Raw genomic sequence first — 17,146 nt, forward strand, 5'->3', positions numbered from 1 at the left:
TCAGATCGACATTTACGAAAAGTACTTATTTTCACGAAGTTTTAACTATGTTATAGTTAGCAGGATATTATTAATAACTCCTAAGGACGGATGTGCGATGGATCAGGAAATCAGGCCGCTACTTGCCAAAGTGGAGCATGCCTATCATATAGTCGGGAAAAAATGGGTCAATTTCATCCTTCATGTACTGATGGAAGGCCCCAAACGGTTCAGCGAGCTGCATACTCTCATTCCGGATCTGAGCAAACGCATATTGAACGAACGGCTGAAGGAGCTGGAGGGCTGCGGGCTGCTTACCCGGACCGTCATACCGGACCGGCCGGTGCGGACGGAATATTCGCTGACCGCGAAGGGCCGGGAGCTTGGGGCAGCGCTCAGTCATGTGGAGAAGTGGGCGGTTAAATGGCTGTAAGCTGGTGGACTTATTAGGCATGTGCCGGGGATGGGAAACTTACAGGGGAGGAACCAGAGGAACCGTGAATACACTTCACTATTTCCGGGTAGCCTGAATTGATGCGGATGAACAACCCCTGGTATGATCGTTAAAAAAGAGGCAGCCAGAGACATACATAATGTCCCCGGACTACCTCTTTTCAATATAGATCTTTGTTCGGCTCAGCCGCCAACAACGGGATTTTTACCGTTATTTTCAGCATATTGCTCGCTTCAGCCGCTAACAACGGGATTTTTACCGTTATTTTCAGCACATTGCTCGGTTCAGCCGCTAACAACGGGATTTTTATCGTTATTTCCAGCATATTGCTCGGTTCAGCCGCTAACAACGGGACTTTTACCGTTATTTTCAGCATATTGTTCAACTCAGCCGCTAACAACGGGATTTTTACCGTTATTTTCAGCACATTGTTCAGTTCGGCCGCTAACAACGGGATTTTTACCGTTATTTTCAGCACATTGCTCGGTTCAGCCGCCAACAACGGGATTTTTACCGTAACTACTCGTAAACTGCTCACTCATTCTGCTGTGAGTGCAGGGTGCATAGACCTAATAAAAAATAAGGAGCAGGACATCGCATACCGCTCCTTCTCTTTCTTTTCACAAGCCAGCCTGCTAAAGATCAGCCGAATGGTAGTCAGCCAGCACCGCTTCCGGTGTAAGCACATTATTATACAGCTTCAGCTCGTCGATCAGGCCCTTGAACGGTACATCCCAATAATTAACCCCTAGCGTGAAAACCCCGTTGCTGCTCTTAAAAATATCCGGGAATCCGCTGCCCGAGAACTTCTCCTCCCCGTTAATATACAGCTTGACCGTCCCGATGTTGACCGTGAAAGTGACATGCGTCCAGGTTCCCGCAGGAATGATGTAGCCTGCAGTTGCCTCGTAGGCCGCATTTGACCAAAGCATAGTAGCTTCCGAAGGACCCTTCGGCACCAGACTGATCCAGCTGCTGCTCGAGCTTGCCCCGAAGAAAGCCGTTGTAAAGGCCGTTAGCTCGTCCGGGTTTAGCCACAGCGAGACTGAATATGTGTTGCTGTTAATCAGCCCGTCCGGCAGCCTGATTCCGGAAGCTCCGTCAAATTGGGCAGCCTGGCCGATTACCCCTTCTCCGTAAGTAATACTGCCGACAGTAGCATTGCCAACCAGCGCCCCCGTTACCCTGCCTTCACCTGCAAGCTGGAGCGAATCCTTTAGGTCTCCGTCAAAAGAATACACTGCGACCCGGCCGTCCGTAACCTTTACCGTATAGCTTGCGGTTACATGGCCGCCGTCTGCGGAAACAGCGGTAATGACTGCTTCACCTGTTGACTTGGCGGTCACTGCTCCGGTAGCTGCATCAACTGCAGCGATTGCAGGTGAACTTGAGGTCCAGGACAGAGACCGGTTACCGGCATTGAGCGGAAGAATAGCGACGGCAGGAGTATAGGTATTGCCGACAGCGATACTTTTCTGCACATCAGCAAAGGTGATCTCGCTCACCTTCACATTGGCATCCGGCTCACCGTTCACCAGCCAGCCTACGGCTTCGGGTGTCAGCGCTTTTTCATATATGCGGAGCTTATCGATCTGTCCTTTGTATGGGATATCCCAATAGTTGACCCCAAGGGCAAAGACACTATCATTACCTGCAAACAGGTCGGTATAGTTCGCACCTGTATATTTCAGCATTCCGTTCAGGTAAAGCTTAACGGTTCCTGCATCATAGGTGAAGGCGATATGCGACCACTGGCCAACCGGAACCTGCAGCCCGGCATCAGCATCCAGCCAGGTTTCACTGCCGAACCAGACCCGGGTGGTCGCCCCGCCGTTGCCGTAAGGCAGCAGGCTCATCCAGCTGGCAGGGCTTTTGGCTCCGAAGAACGCCGGTGTAAAAGCGGTCAGCTCCTGCGGATTCAGCCACAGGCTGAATGTATAGGCGCTGCCGTTAATCAGCCCGTCTGGCAGCCGGACACCGGAATTGCCTTCAAGCTTGAGCGACTGCCCGTCCTGGCCGGCTGCATACGCAACCGTTCCATCTGTCGTGTTCAGCAGCTTGCCGGTTACGGTGCCGTCAGCCTGCCTGCCAGCGCTCTCCGCCAGACTGTCTTCAAAATCATATGCAGCCACAAGCCCGTCCTCAAGCAGCGTCCCGCCCAGCTGAATAACCACTGCAGTGAACGTCTTCGTGACTGAAGAATCGCCAAGCCTCAGGGTTGCAGTCAGCTGCACCTCGGCATTGCCGCTGCCTGCCTGCGGCCGGGTAACCTTACCGTCTGCCGCAACAACAGCAGGATTTGAGGATGTCCAGGTAATGAGAGCCCCTTGCACACCGGACACCGGCAGCTTCAGGTCTTTATAGACCTTGCTGGTATCACCAAGCGTCAGGCCGCGGGCAATATTGTCCACCAGCTCTTCATTACTAAGCTGCCTGATGGCACTGCCCCAGACGGATACGCCCTGGCCGGACATCGCCGTAAAGACAATAACCTGTTCGTTCCGGGTGGAATCCCACTGCTTTACGAATACCCCTTTGTACAGACGCTGCACCGTACGGCCGTTCTCTGTTTCGTTAATCAGCAGATGGGCATAATAATCGCCTGTCAGCTCCCAGGTTCCGCTTACCGCCCCTGCCAGCGTGCCGTCCTCTAGCAGTTGGACATTTACAGTCGGTTTGATTGTACCTGAGGTATCCTTGCCGTGATTAACGAACTGGTACGCACCGACGACATCTGCCCGTTGAAACTTGGCTAGTGTCTCGCCGGAATAACGGTGCGGAGCCACAACCGGCCAGGCATCCTCATTCATGAACATCTGGTGCACCCGGACCTCATGGGTCTCCCCGCGCATCGGGAACCTGGTATGGAAGAAGTTGAACAGCTTGCCCAGCCCTTCATCATAAAACACCGAATTATGGCCGGAGGACACATAACCATATGCCGGGAAGTCCGTCTCGCCGTTCAGATTACTGAACAGGAAATTTCCGATCAGCTTGTTGCCGATGCCCGAATGATCCCCATCCGTCGCCAGTACAGCATTCTGCCCCGCAGCATCCATGTAGGGCCCGTCCGGGTTCACTGAGCGGAACAGCCGCATATTGTAGCCGCCGTCAGCAGCCAGCCCCCCGTAGGTTACATACAGATAGTAATATCCGGTTATGCTGTCATAGACGATATAAGGCCCTTCGCCGGATTTATAATTACCGCCGGATATCTTGGTTCCGAAATAACGGTCGATCATTCTGCCGTCTGCCGTAGTTCCATCCTTGCCAGGGTATACCGGCTGTCCGGTAGCCGGATTAACCTCCAGCACGAATATTCCGCCAGACCAGGAGCCGTAGGTCATCCACAGCTTGCCTTCCTTGTCATAGAACAGCGTCGCGTCAATCGCATTGGTAAATTGCTTGTTGTTGTACGAGCCGTTTGCATTGAACCACGCCGGATTCATGTCTTCCAGCGTTCCATTGCGTATCAGTGCCTGGATGTTGGTATTAGTCCACTTTTTATTGACTGTACTGTCGGCATCATACTGCTCATCGAGTGTGAAGCCGGAGTAGATTACTGTTCCGCCGTAAACATACGGGCCTTCAATGTTCTGCGAGACGGCAAATCCGATTGCAGAACGGATATAGGTGGAGGAGGCGCTGTAATAGATCATGTAGGCACCCTTCGTGCCATCCCCGTTGACATATTCCGCATTCCAGAACACATCCGGTGCCCAGACAGAGAAGCCGCCCTTGCTGTCAGCGTCATTTTCTCCGGCCCAGGCAAAGGATTCCGCCAGATTGGCAGACAGATCACCGTAAAGCGCATTATCCGGTGTCTTGTAGCCGTTGGTGAACGTACTCCAGTTCAGAAGATCCTGCGACTTGGCTGCCTCAATATGCGAGCCGAAAACATAATAAGTCCCTCCGTCCCTCACTACCGAAGGATCATGTACGGATACGTTGCTGAACACCGGTGCAGCGGGTACCGGGGTAGGTACCGGAGTAGCCGCCGGCGTTGGTACCGGGGTAGCTGCCGGCGTTGGTACCGGGGTAGCTGCCGGCGTTGGCGAAGCTTCGGGACCTGGCGACGGCGCCGGTGATCCGGTGCTTCCGCCGTCAATTACCGGAGCTGGAGTAGCTGCAGCTGTCGGCACCGTTGATTCCAGCCTGATTAACCCGCTGAATTTCGGATCATAGCTTACCTTACCGGTGCCCTGAACCGTGATCTGTCCGCTCAGATTAGGGATCAGATTCCTGATCTCGCTTCCAGCCTCCGCACGCAGCGCTGCCATCCGGTTAAGCGTCAATTCCGCGATCAAGCCCCTTACCAGCACAAGCTCCGGCCCGCCCGATGCATTGATTACAACAGAATCGAAGCTGCCGCTAAGCTCGATACGCGACCCCGCAGGCAGGGCGGTCTCAAGCTTCACCCGGTTAAAGCCAGCTCCGCTCAGTGCCGTATCTTCTTCCAGTCTGACGCCGGACTCAGCTGTTACATCCGGCACGGCGCTGCTGCCCTTGAGTACAATCCGCAGCTTGCCATCCGGCTTGTCTGCAATTAGCGACGCTGCTGAGGTATTGTTCAGCACCACACTGTTTTCTCCTCCGCCGCTGACGATTATTTTGCCGGCAACCTTCACATTGTCGAGCAGGATGTCGCCTGCCGCAATCCCTTCCGTAAGATACAAATTGCCTGTAATTTCAGTATCCTTAAGTGTCACACCCGCTGTACTGATCACCATATTCTTCGCCGTCCGCTGAGTATAGCTGCCGCTTTGCAGAATCATCTCACCGGACAGCTTCCCGATCATCCGCACAGCTTCTGCCCGTGTTACCGGACGTCCGCCTTTAAAGCTGCCGTCCTCATAGCCGCTGAGGAATCCCCCGCTCAGCAGTGTGTTAACTGCTTCTCTGCTCCACTCGGGTAGTGTTCCGGCATCCTGCGGTGCCGCAGCTGCAGCAGCGGCATCAAGCCGGAACAGCCGGTACAGCATGACTGCCGCTTCCTGGCGGCTGACCGTCTGCAGCGGACGGAAGGTACCGTCACTATAGCCCGATACATATCCTGCAGTTACCGCCTTCATTATTTCGCTGTAATACGCCCCGCCCTGCTCCACATCACGAAAGCCGTCTGCAGCTGCCATAGTCTGCAGATTAAATACCCGGTTAACAAGGGTAACCCATTCCGCCCGGGTGATGCTTTGATCCGGCTTAAACACACCTTTTCCGTAACCCGTCAGCAGCCCCTTGTCCACCCAAGTCTGCAAATCACCGGCAGCCCAGTGTTCTGCATAGTCAGGAGCTGTTGCCGCCTGCTGCTGTCCGGCGGAATTATTGTCCTTCCCGGTTCCCGTAGCCCCCAATGCAGGGGAAGGAACGAGCAGGAGCAGAGCAAGAAGAGAAGCTGTTAATCTGCCAGTGCGTTTTTTCAAAAGCATATCCCTCCATTACTAAAATTGGCCTTACTCAGCCATTACGAATAAAAACGCTTACAAGAGGTATTTTAAAAAAAGTTTCTGTTTAGTCTTTGTTTTATTTTAAATAATAATAAACAAAAACCCGCAAGAAACTCTGTAACCGCTTTTATTCTATAGCGTACATGCTATATTAGTCAATTCAAATTTTTAAATAATATGAATCTTTTTATACTTTTATTTATTAATTATAAATTCATGAAAAAGAGCAGCGGCCCGCCCGGATAATTGGGAGAAGCGCTGCTCTATTCGTCTGTTTTTTTCTTTTAACCTTTAGCTGAATGTGTACCGCTTCTTACTGCTTCGCCTGCTCCTGTATCACCTGCTCGATCCCCAGCAGAATGATCTTCAGGCCGAACTCAAACGCCTGATCGGTTCCCATCAGCTCGAACAGCCCGGTCGTAAACATCCTCCGGAACAGCCCCGCATCCTTATCAGTCATTGTGTCCAGCAGCTGAAGCATCTCTTCACCCGGGAGCGCTTCATGATCCTTAATCATAGCGGAGACATTGCGCTCGTGCTGATAGCTGTCCAGAACGAAAAAGAACACATAGTTCATCATCGTGGTAGCTGCCTGCATTTTTTGCTCAGGCTCAAGCGGCGTCTCTTCGACGCAGAGCAGCATCCGGTTGGTGAACCGGATCAGATCCGGCTCATGCGGCAGTGTCATCATCATCAGCTGGGTGGAGCAGGGATACCGGCTAAGCACGCTGCGTACCGTTACGGCGAGTCCCGCCAGCTGCCCTTTCCAATCCCCTTCAGAGCGGTATTCCCCCAAAATGATTTTGGAAATCTGATTGGCCAGGCTTTGGTACAGATTCTGTTTGCTCTTGAAGTACCAGTACAGGGAGGGTGCCTGAATTCCCACTCTGTCCGCCAACCGTCTCATGCTGAATTTTTCGATGCCATCTTCTCCAAGAAGCTCCCATGACGCTTCCAAAATCCGGTCCTCGGAAATCTGAGGCTGCTGCTTTTTCATCATTATCCGCCCTTTTATCTAACAGTGTAAGTTTATGCTTTACAAGTCCATAAGCCCATGATATCATCTAACACTGTAAGGTTCAATCTAACACTGTTAGGCAAAAATCAAAACAAGAAGGTAGTGATCCAAATGGATGCTGAAAACCTCCATTATTTCGAGAAAGCCCCTGTCGCAAAAGCCGTGGCCCATTTCGCCGTACCCATGATGCTGGGTATGTCGATGAGTGTCATCTACTCCATCCTGAATGCTTATTTTATCGGAACACTCCACAATACTGCGATGTTAACTGCACTTGCACTAACCCTGCCGCTGTTCGCTATCCTTATGGCGCTGGGGAACTTTATCGGCATGGGCAGCGGTACCTTCATCTCGCGTCTGCTGGGTGAGAAAAAATACAATGACGTAAAGCATGTGTCCTCATTCGCTTTTTACAGCAGCCTGGCACTCGGCCTTATCGTCATTGCCGCCGGTCTCCCGTTCATCCATTCCATTGTCCATAGCCTGGGGGCAACGCCAGAATCCTTCGGCTTCACCAAGGACTATGTCACCGTTATGCTGATCGGTTCACCCTTCCTCGTATTATGCTTCACACTGGAAAACATTGTGCGCTCAGAAGGCGCAGCCGTTAAGTCCATGGTTGGCATGATTCTCAGCGTTGCTGTTAATATTATTCTCGATGCGCTGGTTATCTTTGTATTCCATTGGGATGTGATCGGCGTTGCATCAGCGACAGTGATCTCCAACCTCGTGGCGAGTATATATTACGCTTACCATATGAGATTCAAGAGCCCTTTTTTAACAGTCTCGATACGGTGGTTTAAGGCTTCCAGAGAAATTGTCAGCAATGTTATTAAAATCGGCGTTCCCGTCTTCATTATGAGTGTCTTCATGGGGGCAATGTCGCTTATTCTCAACCATTATCTTGTGGAATATGGCGATGCTGCCGTAGCCGCTTACGGCATTTCATCCCGTCTGCTGCAATTTCCGGAGTTTATTATTATGGGGTTATGTGAGGGAGTTGTGCCGCTTATCGCTTTTTCTTTTACGGCCAACAGATTGCGGATGAAGCAGACCATCGGATTCACAGTCAAAAGCATTGTCATGCTCGCAGTCGCCTTCGGCCTTATCGTCTATCTGATCTCCGGCCATTTAATCGGCTTGTTCACTAATGACCCGCAGTTAATTGAGATGGGCAGCTACATTCTCCACGTGACCTTCCTGTCCCTGTTCATTTCTGGCACGACAGCGTTGTTCACGGGGATCTTCCAGGCAACAGCGCAAGGGACTGCCGCATTTATTATGTCAATTATCCAAGGCGCTACGCTCATTCCCGTGCTCTACATCGCCAACCGGATGAATGGCTTTCACGGCGTGGTCTGGTCACTTGTTATTGCAGATGCTGCCGCGTTCCTTGTCGGAGCCGGGATGCTGTATATTCTGCGGAATAAATTGCAGCCGGATCTGGAGAGCCTGGCACAGTGAGGGATGCTTGTTCAGGTAAAAAAAAGCCCGCTTCAGCCAGATGCTTGGCGAATACGGGCTTTCTCTTTTCAAATGGTAAGGTCGAGCTTCCTGGTAAGCAGAATTTCGAGCGGCTGCGAATCAAGGATCAGACAGCCTGCATCTGTATAGCCTAATTTTCTGTAAAAATGCTGGGCTCCTTCGTCCGCCTGGGTAGAGGTCATCACCATGTTGAAGCCCTTTTGCTTCATCTGTTCCTCCCAGAACCGGACAACCTTCGCCCCTGTCCCCTGGCCCCGAAACGGCTCATCGATCCAAAGCAGGTTCATGAACGGGATGTTGTCCCAAAAGTAGCCATACCTCATCCAGCCGATGTTACTCCCATCCTCGTGCCGCAGGATATAGATTTCATTTCCGTTCATTTTAGCCGGTATCAGGTCTGCGGGGATATGCCGGTCACGGTCTCTTATGTATTCATAGTCAGCTTCTGTTGCGAAAGCGATGTGCATTATTTTGCCCCTTTTATTTAGTTATAAGTTCCATATAGTTAGACTAGGATTACCAAAATTTGTTGCGGAGCTCTTAACCTGAGGGTCGATATAGCGTTAGCCAAAGGAAGTTCTGGAAGCAGCCATTGCATTTAAGGCGTTCTCAAAATAGCTATATACTTCATCTGCAATTCCCAGAAACTCTTCAACAGGTACATTACTATCCAAGTAACAAGCATACAGATAATCAACTAAAGCGGAGTCAATCTCACAATAGTTTAATATGGCATTCTTCATCTCAATAATGTCATCTTGCCATACACCTGTACCTGTATCTTCTAGAACCAAAGAGTATAATGCACGAATTAATCTTTTAGAGTAACCTTTAATATATCTGATTTCCATTGTGTTATCACTGGCATTAGAAAGTAAACTATGTATACGATCTACTTCCTCCTTAGTCTCTATATTTAAGTCTAAAATGAACGCTGGAGAAATCATTATCGGTGGTACTTTTTCACCAACGTCCTGACCATATATGCAAACACAAATGATCTTTATCCAAAAACCCCACTCATTCGGTTTACTTAATACATCGTCAATCGGGCAAACTATCGTATCAATCTTAGTTACTACCGGATATTCTTCCAATAGTCTGTTTTTAATATTTGACAATCTTTCGTAATCAATATCTTTGGGATTTGCACATACAATAGTAAAGTCTGCATCTGACTTAAAAGGTTTAGCAGTTCCTTTTGGAATTGAGCCACACATATAAATGCTATGAATCTTACCTTCAAATTCAGTAAGTATATTATCTATATACTTATCAACAAAATCCTTATATTCACTTTGTATTACAACTCTATTTATAACCTTTTCTAATATCATATAGACTCCTCCTAAGAACTTCTTCGTTCGTACTGTGCGATCCCCCATGTTTATATTAAACTAATTTTATACTTTTATGGTAATTTTATTTGAAAGGGTTGAATAAGCACACTTTCTTTTATTAGACAATATCTTCGTGCTGTGCAGCAATCACTATGACCCTCGATGAAAAAAGGTGTATTAAGCTAACGGGCAGAATAGTTGAAATATATGGTAATATTACATTGAGAATAAGTTGCCTAGGTAACAAGGGTGTCATCTTTTAAATAAATGAGAGGAGTAGGGTTATGGTTAGTAAAGAAATAAGGGACATAATTGAAAATTATCTTGAAGCATACAATTCATTTGAAACTGAAAGAATGGTTGAACTCTTAGATAGTGACATAAAATTCAGGAATATTTCCAATGGAGAAACTACAACGGAGACCAGAGGAATACAAGCATTTAGGGAATTGGCAGAACAGTCGTCAACGATGTTCTCTAGTCGTCGCCAGACAATTACCGATTACAGTGTTATAAATGACAAAGTAGAGGTCGGAATCGATTATGAAGGTATTCTTGCCGTGGATTTTCCTAATGGATTAAAGAGTGGAGATAAGTTGCAATTAAAAGGCAAGACAACATTCAAGATTAATGAAGGGAAAATATCGTTGATTGAAGATTATAGTTGAGTACACCACACGTTTTTTAAGCTAACGGGCAGGTTCGCTTAATGAATACAGAGATTAATCTTCCTCATAGCAAAAATTAAGTAAGTCGTTAGTAAATTGTTAAAGCGAGGAAAAGATTATGTTAAAAACCGATGAATTAATCATTCGAAGAATGAATGAAACAGATTATGAACAATTAACATCGTGGCTTAATAATAAGGATGTTATTGAATTTTATGGTAATTCAAATGACCCATTTGATTTAGCTCGAGTCATTGAAAAATATGAACCTAGAGTTAAGGGACTTCATATGGTAAAGCCATGTATTGTGCAGTATGAAGAAACTCCAATTGGATTTATGCAATTTTATGAATTGAATCCATCGAAATTAAAAGAATACGGATACAACACTAATGAACATGTATTTGGGATGGATCAATTCATTGGAGAATCCAATTTTCTTGGTAAAGGTATAGGAACAAAAATGGTTAAATCTTTAACCGAGTATATACAAAAGAAATTAAATGGTTCCATAATTGTTATGGACCCACACATCTTAAATACTAGAGCAATAAGTTGTTATGAGAAGTGTAGTTTTGTGAAAAAGAAGGTTATTTCAGGGGAATTTTGGTTAATGGAATGCAAGAAAAAGTAAGTTGTTTATTTAACTAACGAGAAAAGTTAGTTAAATAACACAGCAATAGCCTATGTCTTTGTTTCTCCTTCTGAGCTGCCGCGATAGGCTGAGTTTTCTCCCCGTACTTTCCCTCCCTTAATGCGCAGTATGCGTCTACTGCTGTTATTTCCGTACTGCGTAACAGTCACTATGAATCTTGATGAGAAAAGAGATCATTAAGCTCCCATGGAAGAACGTACTTAATTCCATAATTTATGGTGCGGCGCTAGTGCTACATGTATGGATAATAGGCAGTAAAGTTTAACTATAATAGTACTTTCCTAATCTTGAGGATGAAATTGAAGTAATATTATTTATATCAAAAATCAAAGGATGGGATTTTTATTGATAATAAGGTCAGAACAATTAAGTGATTATGGTGAAGTATTTAAATTGAATTATTTGGCTTTTGGAAATAGGGAAGATGAATCTAAATTAATTGAAAGCATTAGATTATCTGAGGGTTTTATCCCTGAATTATCACTTGTAGCGGAAGAAAATGAACAAATAGTAGGTCATGCTTTATTTAGCAAAGCTGAAATTGTTGATGAAGAAAATTGTCATGAGGTTATTGTTCTTGCCCCTCTTGCAGTATTGCCAAGCAATCAAAAAAGAGGGATTGGTGGTAAACTGATTCAAGAAGGCTTAAAAAGATGTGTAGAACTAGGTTATACATTTGTATTTTTAATAGGACATCCGACTTATTATCCGAAATTTGGATTTAAGCAAGCGAGAAACTATGGATTTGAACTAAAGCAATTTGACGTGTCTGATGACGTTTTTATGGTCCTTGAATTAACTGAAGGAAATATAAAAACAACAATTAAGGGTGAGTTTAGGTTCCAGAGTCATTTCTTTAATTGAAATTCATTCCGCAAACAGGACACGTTAGTTCAATAACACTGTTCCAGTCTAATGACCCGCTGATCCAGTCAACCTATACAGGATAATAGGTTGACTTTTCTCACCTTCCTATCCCCTCCTTGCTGCGCTGTTGCGCCTACCACTCACCAGCAATCTCTTTTAAGATAATCCTGTTGTACTCACCATCAGAGACTGTATATAGTCCTCGTTTGTGATCATCTTGAATTCCACAAACGTCGAACGAATCGCCAATACAATCTGCATACCAATATGTTTGTTCCGTTACTTTTCTGATGGTAACTCTCATTTATTGGACTCCTTCCTCAAAATCACATTTTGGATTCTGGCACTCTCCCCAACAGGAATCCGGACCTTCGTCCCTGCCCCACTGAGGAACCATGTGCCATCCGCAACCAGGGCATAAGGATGTCACTCACGGCTGCCATCCACCTAATTCCACAAACCTTGCTCTCCCTCTGCCAAGATCGGCTGCGGAAGCTGCTTAACGTCAGCCAGCCCCGGGTCTCAAAACGTTTCTCGCCAATCACTATCATCGTTGCCCAAGGCTGCTTTATGGTTATAGCCTTCATGACTGAACCGCCTCCTAATCATCTTCTAAAACCAAAATCGAAGATTTCCTAATGCTTCAGCCGCTGTCCTCACCCTGCTGGATGTAAAAGCCACACGTCTGTTCAGAGTAAGCTATAACCCCGTCTGGCCAACTTGGTAAGCAAACGGCAAGCCTGCGGCGTTGGAGATGTAATGGCCTTTCTGCAGCAATGTCTTTACCGCGGAATATGATCTCTTTGCTCAATTGCTTATCAGCTCCTTTAGGGTGCGCTTAAATCTAGCAAATGGTATAATGCAAAAATTGGGGGTGTAGACTTTGGATAGTAGTTATTGGATAGTAATCTTTATACTTTTAGTTGGGGCCATCTCTCTGGCTCTGGTCAACAACAAGCGCAAAAAATAGTTTTTGGGAAGGGGAGGGGCGCTAACCTTCCCCTTTTACAATTCAGATATTGGTGATGGCCGGTACCAGCAGGACTCGCAATAACTCCCAGCCTCATCATGCCCGGTGTATATTTCATCCTCACATTCTACACAGCCGAGGTCTTGATCTTCATCGGGGAAATCTTCGTCTTCAAAATCCGGCAGTCATCATCGTCATATTCTTCATCCTCGACCATGATTCGGGCATCGGCCCATTCCATGCCGCATCTGCTGCACACAATATCTCCGCCGATTTAAGCCCCGCTATGTTAACTGCTGCTCGGAGAAACAAATCCTAGCCTTAGGTCTGGTACAACTCCATTCCATAGACTGTTTTGAGCCTTCTCTTCACTACGTATAATGAAAGTAATTGAAAAACGTGAGAGGAAGGACAGGGAAAATGAATGATAAAGTGTATAGTAGGCCGATTGGAGTGCTGGATTCCATACAAGTTCCTCTACAATCACAATCTAAACCACGCAAACGTGGAGGAAGTCCCAAGACCTATCGGAGTATTTTGTATTTCTTAATATCATTGCCAATCACGATTGTCTATTTCGTGTTTATGGTGACAGGGCTAGCGTTATCCATTGGATTAACACCAATTTTCATCGGCATTCCCTTGTTTTTTGCAGTAGCTAAGGGATTAGATTACATCGTAAAATTTGAACAAGAGCTAGTAAGATCATTGCTGGATATTCCTAGATTGACCGAGGAACACAGATCAGATATGCAGAAGGAGGCAGCAGGCTTCCTTCAACGAATAAAGTTGGGTTTTCATGGTGCGGATTTTGCTCGTAACATTATGGTGATTATGATGCGGTTTGTTTCGAGTATTGTCTTCTTTTCACTTACGGTAGCGATGGTAGCGACCGCATTAAGTCTGATTACACTACCTGTACTTCATCAGATTTTTCTGCAAACGATGGATTTGAACATTCTTGAGAATAATGTGTTCGCTTTGTTTAATATCCACTGGACATTACCTCAACAGTACATTTCTTATGTTGTAGCTGGATTGGTCGCTGCCGTGATCGCATCTTGGGCGATTCGGTTGCTTATGGATGTACAGCGTAGAATGCTGCTTGTACCTTACGAGGAAGCAGCACAACAGTATTAATAGTAATGAAGAGGGTTGTCCCTAAACCATGAAATGGTTATCTGGGACAGCTCATTTTTTTAGTGCGCCCATTATGAGTGCTATCTTGCATTAATGTCCCGAATGGGAAGGTATTTTCACAGTTTGCCTCAAAGCGACATAAACCTCCACTTAATTTTTTTACTCAAGAGCTCTATAGTTCAACGTATTGAATAATCCGGTGAGTATCTCCAAGCCCCTGTTCCTTTTCCGAAATCCCTTATCCGCTGCAATTCGGAACGGGCAGCGCGACAGGTATTTGAATTAGTGTGATTAGGGTAAGCAGCATGGCTGCGTACTCTGAACTGTATCCAAAGTTACGGGCGATTGGTGAAATCCAAGCCGTCAAGCTGTAGAAAATGCTGGCCATGAAGCCAAAAACAAGGTGAATAGAATCGCTCTTTTGTTACCCAGCGGTAATCTGAGAGCCGGAAAATTAACTTTTTCGATTAAGCGCCATCCAGAAGATTCGAGCAATAACGCCCGGAATAGCCCGGCAGGACAAGGCCAAAGATAGATTATGCTGACTCTGAGTATAGATTTTAGAACTGACTACTGTCATGGAGGTGGGTTCTGCTTCTTCCCTGCTGCAGCTGGTTTCGGCCGGCATTGGTGCCACCATACAGCCAAGAGAGCTGCTGAAACAACATTCGGGCTGGTCCGATATTGTATCCATTCCGATTGCTGCGCCAGCGCCTATCCGCCACCTGGAGCTGACATACTATGTGGATCGGTTCATCAGTAAAGCCCAGCAGCAGCTGTCAGAATGGATGATTGACTTTTTTAAAGCCAGATCTTCTTTGTCGTGATGTGGCTAACAACATAAGAGCAGGTCAACTAATCTGCCCTGTAGTTGAACAAAAGCAGCCGATCACATTGATCAGCTGCTCTTCTGGGAGGCATTATTGAGCTAGCGATATTAATGAAGTGAGAGATATTATTTATCAAATTCTCCTCTGCGGGGTGAATAAGGACCCGTGATTTCAATAACATTTCCATCAGGGTCTGTCAGTTGAAAGTAATAATACGGACTAACGTTATTAATATACTTGATACTGGTCAATTGCTCACTAAGATTCAACTGTTTTATCCGGTCTCTTTCTTGTTCCAAATTTTCTGTCCAGAGATTCAGTACAAACTTATGTGTATTCTCAGCTTCAACTATTGCAACTAAATTATCAAACTCCTCTATATACTTCCCTTTTCTAACCGTTAAATTTGGATTTCTTGCATCAAAATAACCATTCATAATAGATATATTCTTCCCGTCAAACTCAAACTGAGCAAATCGCTCCATATTTTGAGAACTTACCGGCATTTCTAATAATTTCTCATAGAAGCTAATGGACTTGTTAAAATCCCTTACTATTAAATAAACAGAACCTAAATGCATATACATCCCTCCAAAGGGTTGATCTTTAAATGTTAAACATAGTCATATTTCAGGAAAAATATTACATAGAAGGAAATCTGCTTTTAAATAGATTTCACGTTTCCTTTTGCAAGGTACTGTTGCCATTTTAATGCAATATCTATCCGAGATTTGGTGCTTAGCTCTGAATAAAAGCATTGGCCTTCACGAAATTCCGGTACGGGTTCATAGGCGATGCCGGTTAAACGCTGAAGGGCCTCACATCTGGCACCAAAAGTGGATACCTTCAGCTTCCGGGCATCATTGAGCATGCCATAAATTAGCGGTTTTATGAAGGACGGATGCTTTATTGTTGAAGCCAGCTTAATTGCACAATACTGAATATTGAGATCTTCATCATTAAAAAGATCGATTACGCGACTGGTCACACCCTCCCACATATCCTCTCTATTGCGCAGGCAAAACAATGCGGCCATCTTAACATAACTGCTCTGATCATTAAGAGAAAAACGTATTTCCGTATATGTAAGATCCGATGCAGCAGCTAATCTACATAGAGCAGCAGCACGAACTTTAGGAGACTGTGCATGCATAATGAGAGCCTTCAATTGGTCTATTGACTCTGCAGAAATTGCTTCACCGTATGAGGAAAGAATACTTGAAACTATCTTAATATCACTCTGAACTGAGGCTGACTGATCAAATCTCTGGAATTTATCAGCCGTTGTAAAAGATTTGCCTGGATATTTAGACGCCGCCTGTAAGTCCACCAGCCCGGCTCCTGCTTCAAACCACTCCGCTTTATATTTCGCCGTCTGGATCATTGCTGTCTCCACCTGGCTTGCTGTCCACTCCGGATTTGCTTGCCAGATACATGCTGCACAGCCAAGGATAACCGGTGCGGCATAAGAGGTTCCCTCTGTTCTGGAATAGCCGTCAGGAAGATTATCGAATTGAACAGTGTAGTGATTCTCATACTCTTCAGCGGATTGAAAAGGAGTGGGAAGTACAATGTTTTCAGCTGGAGCCAGAATCTCAGGGATTCTTTTTCCTTCGAATGTGATCCCATGGCAGCCGTGATAAGAACTAATCTCATCTGTACAATGAGGAACAATCACTCCACCAACGGATAAAACAGAGGGTGAAGATGCTGGTCCGCTGCATGTCAGCTCCTTCGTATTACCTGAAGCGACAACAATGAGCAGCCCCTCCTTAGCCAGCTGCTCACAATGAACTTTTATCGGATCTGCCTGCCAAGGCAAGAGCCCTGTATCTATCGTATAGGCAATCGTTAGGACGACCCCGCGAATATTATATTTCCGCCAATTATTTGACAGCCAGCGCAAAGCCATGACAAATTTCTTTTCTGTCTCCTCCACTGTAGGCAATGGCCCGGTCTCAATTAAGAATAAATCAGCCTCGGGTGCTGCGCCGGAGAAAAATCCCGAGGATAGTGATCCCGAACCCGCAGCGGCTGCTGACGTCATTAGCCCATGGCAGCTTTTCCACGGCGCTTTGCCCGTTTGAAATAATAATGGTTTAGTATCGGCCGATACAGCATTCACAAAATATGTATGTCTTCGATCATTAGCCGTTATATCCGGATGAGGCGGAAAGTATCCATCAACCACCGCAATAGCGACGCCTTTTCCTGTGAGATGCGCTGGAATACCCAGAAAATTTCTAATTGATGCCCATTCCATAATTTCAACTCCAAACAATGAGATATACTACTT

At 46.1% G+C, this 17,146-nt stretch carries 15 protein-coding genes and 1 pseudogene; 8 read left to right on the top strand and 8 right to left on the bottom strand.

Annotated features, from left to right (window positions below; translation table 11 throughout):
• Positions 1 to 97 precede the first annotated feature (97 nt).
• Both R70723_RS17985 and R70723_RS34405 read left to right on the top strand, forming a co-directional pair.
• Entirely contained in the window at positions 98 to 412 is a 315-nt protein-coding gene (locus tag R70723_RS17985) for a winged helix-turn-helix transcriptional regulator (protein ID WP_039873962.1), read from the top strand.
• A 123-nt stretch (positions 413 to 535) separates the two neighbouring features.
• A complete protein-coding gene (locus tag R70723_RS34405) occupies positions 536 to 952 on the top strand; it encodes a DUF1720 domain-containing protein (RefSeq protein ID WP_076418291.1) in 417 nt (138 codons plus the stop codon).
• 116 nt (positions 953 to 1,068) lie between these two features.
• Here the strand turns inward: R70723_RS34405 and R70723_RS32155 are convergent, their stop codons facing one another.
• Positions 1,069 to 5,853 carry a LamG-like jellyroll fold domain-containing protein gene (locus R70723_RS32155; RefSeq protein ID WP_052421374.1) on the bottom strand — a complete coding sequence of 1,595 codons (4,785 nt, stop codon included), beginning with the start codon at positions 5,851 to 5,853 and terminating at the stop codon, positions 1,069 to 1,071.
• Between the two features lie 337 nt (positions 5,854 to 6,190).
• Positions 6,191 to 6,874, bottom strand: a complete 684-nt coding sequence (locus R70723_RS18005; RefSeq protein ID WP_039878956.1) for a TetR/AcrR family transcriptional regulator — start codon at positions 6,872 to 6,874, stop codon at positions 6,191 to 6,193.
• Between the two features lie 132 nt (positions 6,875 to 7,006).
• Here R70723_RS18005 and R70723_RS18010 point away from each other — a divergent pair, with 132 nt between their 5' ends.
• A complete protein-coding gene (locus R70723_RS18010; RefSeq protein ID WP_039873967.1) occupies positions 7,007 to 8,359 on the top strand; it encodes an MATE family efflux transporter in 1,353 nt (450 codons plus the stop codon).
• Positions 8,360 to 8,427: 68 nt separating this feature from the next.
• Here R70723_RS18010 and R70723_RS18015 read toward each other — a convergent pair whose 3' ends face one another.
• Together R70723_RS18015 and R70723_RS18020 are read right to left on the bottom strand one after the other, a co-directional pair.
• On the bottom strand, positions 8,428 to 8,847 hold the full coding sequence (locus R70723_RS18015) for a GNAT family N-acetyltransferase (RefSeq protein WP_039873969.1): 420 nt from the start codon (positions 8,845 to 8,847) through the stop codon (positions 8,428 to 8,430).
• Positions 8,848 to 8,943: 96 nt separating this feature from the next.
• Positions 8,944 to 9,717: a nucleotidyltransferase domain-containing protein gene (locus tag R70723_RS18020; RefSeq protein ID WP_039873972.1), complete on the bottom strand. Its 774-nt coding sequence runs from the start codon at positions 9,715 to 9,717 to the stop codon at positions 8,944 to 8,946.
• A 287-nt stretch (positions 9,718 to 10,004) separates the two neighbouring features.
• Here R70723_RS18020 and R70723_RS18025 point away from each other — a divergent pair, with 287 nt between their 5' ends.
• The 3 genes from R70723_RS18025 to R70723_RS18035 all read left to right on the top strand — a co-directional run bounded on the left by R70723_RS18025 (position 10,005) and on the right by R70723_RS18035 (position 11,907).
• Positions 10,005 to 10,388 (top strand): nuclear transport factor 2 family protein, encoded by a 384-nt coding sequence (locus tag R70723_RS18025; RefSeq protein WP_039873975.1) that lies wholly within the window; start codon positions 10,005 to 10,007, stop codon positions 10,386 to 10,388.
• A 118-nt stretch (positions 10,389 to 10,506) separates the two neighbouring features.
• The gene (locus tag R70723_RS18030) at positions 10,507 to 11,022 is read left to right on the top strand and encodes a GNAT family N-acetyltransferase (protein WP_039873978.1); all 516 of its coding nucleotides are present in this window, start codon (positions 10,507 to 10,509) and stop codon (positions 11,020 to 11,022) included.
• Positions 11,023 to 11,388: 366 nt separating this feature from the next.
• Entirely contained in the window at positions 11,389 to 11,907 is a 519-nt protein-coding gene (locus tag R70723_RS18035) for a GNAT family N-acetyltransferase (protein WP_039873980.1), read from the top strand.
• Between the two features lie 136 nt (positions 11,908 to 12,043).
• Here R70723_RS18035 and R70723_RS33475 read toward each other — a convergent pair whose 3' ends face one another.
• Together R70723_RS33475 and R70723_RS34080 are read right to left on the bottom strand one after the other, a co-directional pair.
• A complete protein-coding gene (locus tag R70723_RS33475; RefSeq protein ID WP_156123829.1) occupies positions 12,044 to 12,214 on the bottom strand; it encodes a hypothetical protein in 171 nt (56 codons plus the stop codon).
• Positions 12,215 to 12,413: 199 nt separating this feature from the next.
• Positions 12,414 to 12,497, bottom strand: a pseudogene (locus R70723_RS34080) (2-oxoglutarate dehydrogenase E1); the annotation flags it as partial.
• Positions 12,498 to 13,300: 803 nt separating this feature from the next.
• Between R70723_RS34080 and R70723_RS18045 the strand changes: the two are divergent.
• Together R70723_RS18045 and R70723_RS18050 are read left to right on the top strand one after the other, a co-directional pair.
• Positions 13,301 to 14,020 carry a sensor domain-containing protein gene (locus R70723_RS18045; protein WP_052421375.1) on the top strand — a complete coding sequence of 240 codons (720 nt, stop codon included), beginning with the start codon at positions 13,301 to 13,303 and terminating at the stop codon, positions 14,018 to 14,020.
• A gap of 566 nt (positions 14,021 to 14,586) precedes the next feature.
• Positions 14,587 to 14,847 carry a LysR family transcriptional regulator substrate-binding protein gene (locus R70723_RS18050; RefSeq protein WP_442950337.1) on the top strand — a complete coding sequence of 87 codons (261 nt, stop codon included), beginning with the start codon at positions 14,587 to 14,589 and terminating at the stop codon, positions 14,845 to 14,847.
• Between the two features lie 128 nt (positions 14,848 to 14,975).
• Here the strand turns inward: R70723_RS18050 and R70723_RS18055 are convergent, their stop codons facing one another.
• Both R70723_RS18055 and R70723_RS18060 read right to left on the bottom strand, forming a co-directional pair.
• Positions 14,976 to 15,431 carry a VOC family protein gene (locus tag R70723_RS18055; RefSeq protein WP_039873987.1) on the bottom strand — a complete coding sequence of 152 codons (456 nt, stop codon included), beginning with the start codon at positions 15,429 to 15,431 and terminating at the stop codon, positions 14,976 to 14,978.
• 83 nt (positions 15,432 to 15,514) lie between these two features.
• Positions 15,515 to 17,113: a S8 family serine peptidase gene (locus R70723_RS18060; protein ID WP_039873988.1), complete on the bottom strand. Its 1,599-nt coding sequence runs from the start codon at positions 17,111 to 17,113 to the stop codon at positions 15,515 to 15,517.
• Positions 17,114 to 17,146 lie beyond the last annotated feature (33 nt).

It is taken from the genome of Paenibacillus sp. FSL R7-0273 (genome assembly GCF_000758625.1).
GTDB lineage: Bacteria > Bacillota > Bacilli > Paenibacillales > Paenibacillaceae > Paenibacillus_AQ.

What these genes read in the sequence shown, in the direction of transcription:
- R70723_RS17985 (WP_039873962.1), top strand. Translation starts at nt 98, where the DNA reads ATGGATCAGGAAATCAGGCCGCTACTTGCCAAAGTGGAGCATGCCTAT.
- R70723_RS34405 (WP_076418291.1), top strand. Translation starts at nt 536, where the DNA reads ATGATCGTTAAAAAAGAGGCAGCCAGAGACATACATAATGTCCCCGGA.
- R70723_RS18005 (WP_039878956.1), bottom strand. Translation starts at nt 6,874, where the DNA reads ATGAAAAAGCAGCAGCCTCAGATTTCCGAGGACCGGATTTTGGAAGCG.
- R70723_RS18010 (WP_039873967.1), top strand. Translation starts at nt 7,007, where the DNA reads ATGGATGCTGAAAACCTCCATTATTTCGAGAAAGCCCCTGTCGCAAAA.
- R70723_RS18015 (WP_039873969.1), bottom strand. Translation starts at nt 8,847, where the DNA reads ATGCACATCGCTTTCGCAACAGAAGCTGACTATGAATACATAAGAGAC.
- R70723_RS18020 (WP_039873972.1), bottom strand. Translation starts at nt 9,717, where the DNA reads ATGATATTAGAAAAGGTTATAAATAGAGTTGTAATACAAAGTGAATAT.
- R70723_RS18025 (WP_039873975.1), top strand. Translation starts at nt 10,005, where the DNA reads ATGGTTAGTAAAGAAATAAGGGACATAATTGAAAATTATCTTGAAGCA.
- R70723_RS18030 (WP_039873978.1), top strand. Translation starts at nt 10,507, where the DNA reads ATGTTAAAAACCGATGAATTAATCATTCGAAGAATGAATGAAACAGAT.
- R70723_RS33475 (WP_156123829.1), bottom strand. Translation starts at nt 12,214, where the DNA reads ATGAGAGTTACCATCAGAAAAGTAACGGAACAAACATATTGGTATGCA.
- R70723_RS18045 (WP_052421375.1), top strand. Translation starts at nt 13,301, where the DNA reads ATGAATGATAAAGTGTATAGTAGGCCGATTGGAGTGCTGGATTCCATA.
- R70723_RS18055 (WP_039873987.1), bottom strand. Translation starts at nt 15,431, where the DNA reads ATGCATTTAGGTTCTGTTTATTTAATAGTAAGGGATTTTAACAAGTCC.
- R70723_RS18060 (WP_039873988.1), bottom strand. Translation starts at nt 17,113, where the DNA reads ATGGAATGGGCATCAATTAGAAATTTTCTGGGTATTCCAGCGCATCTC.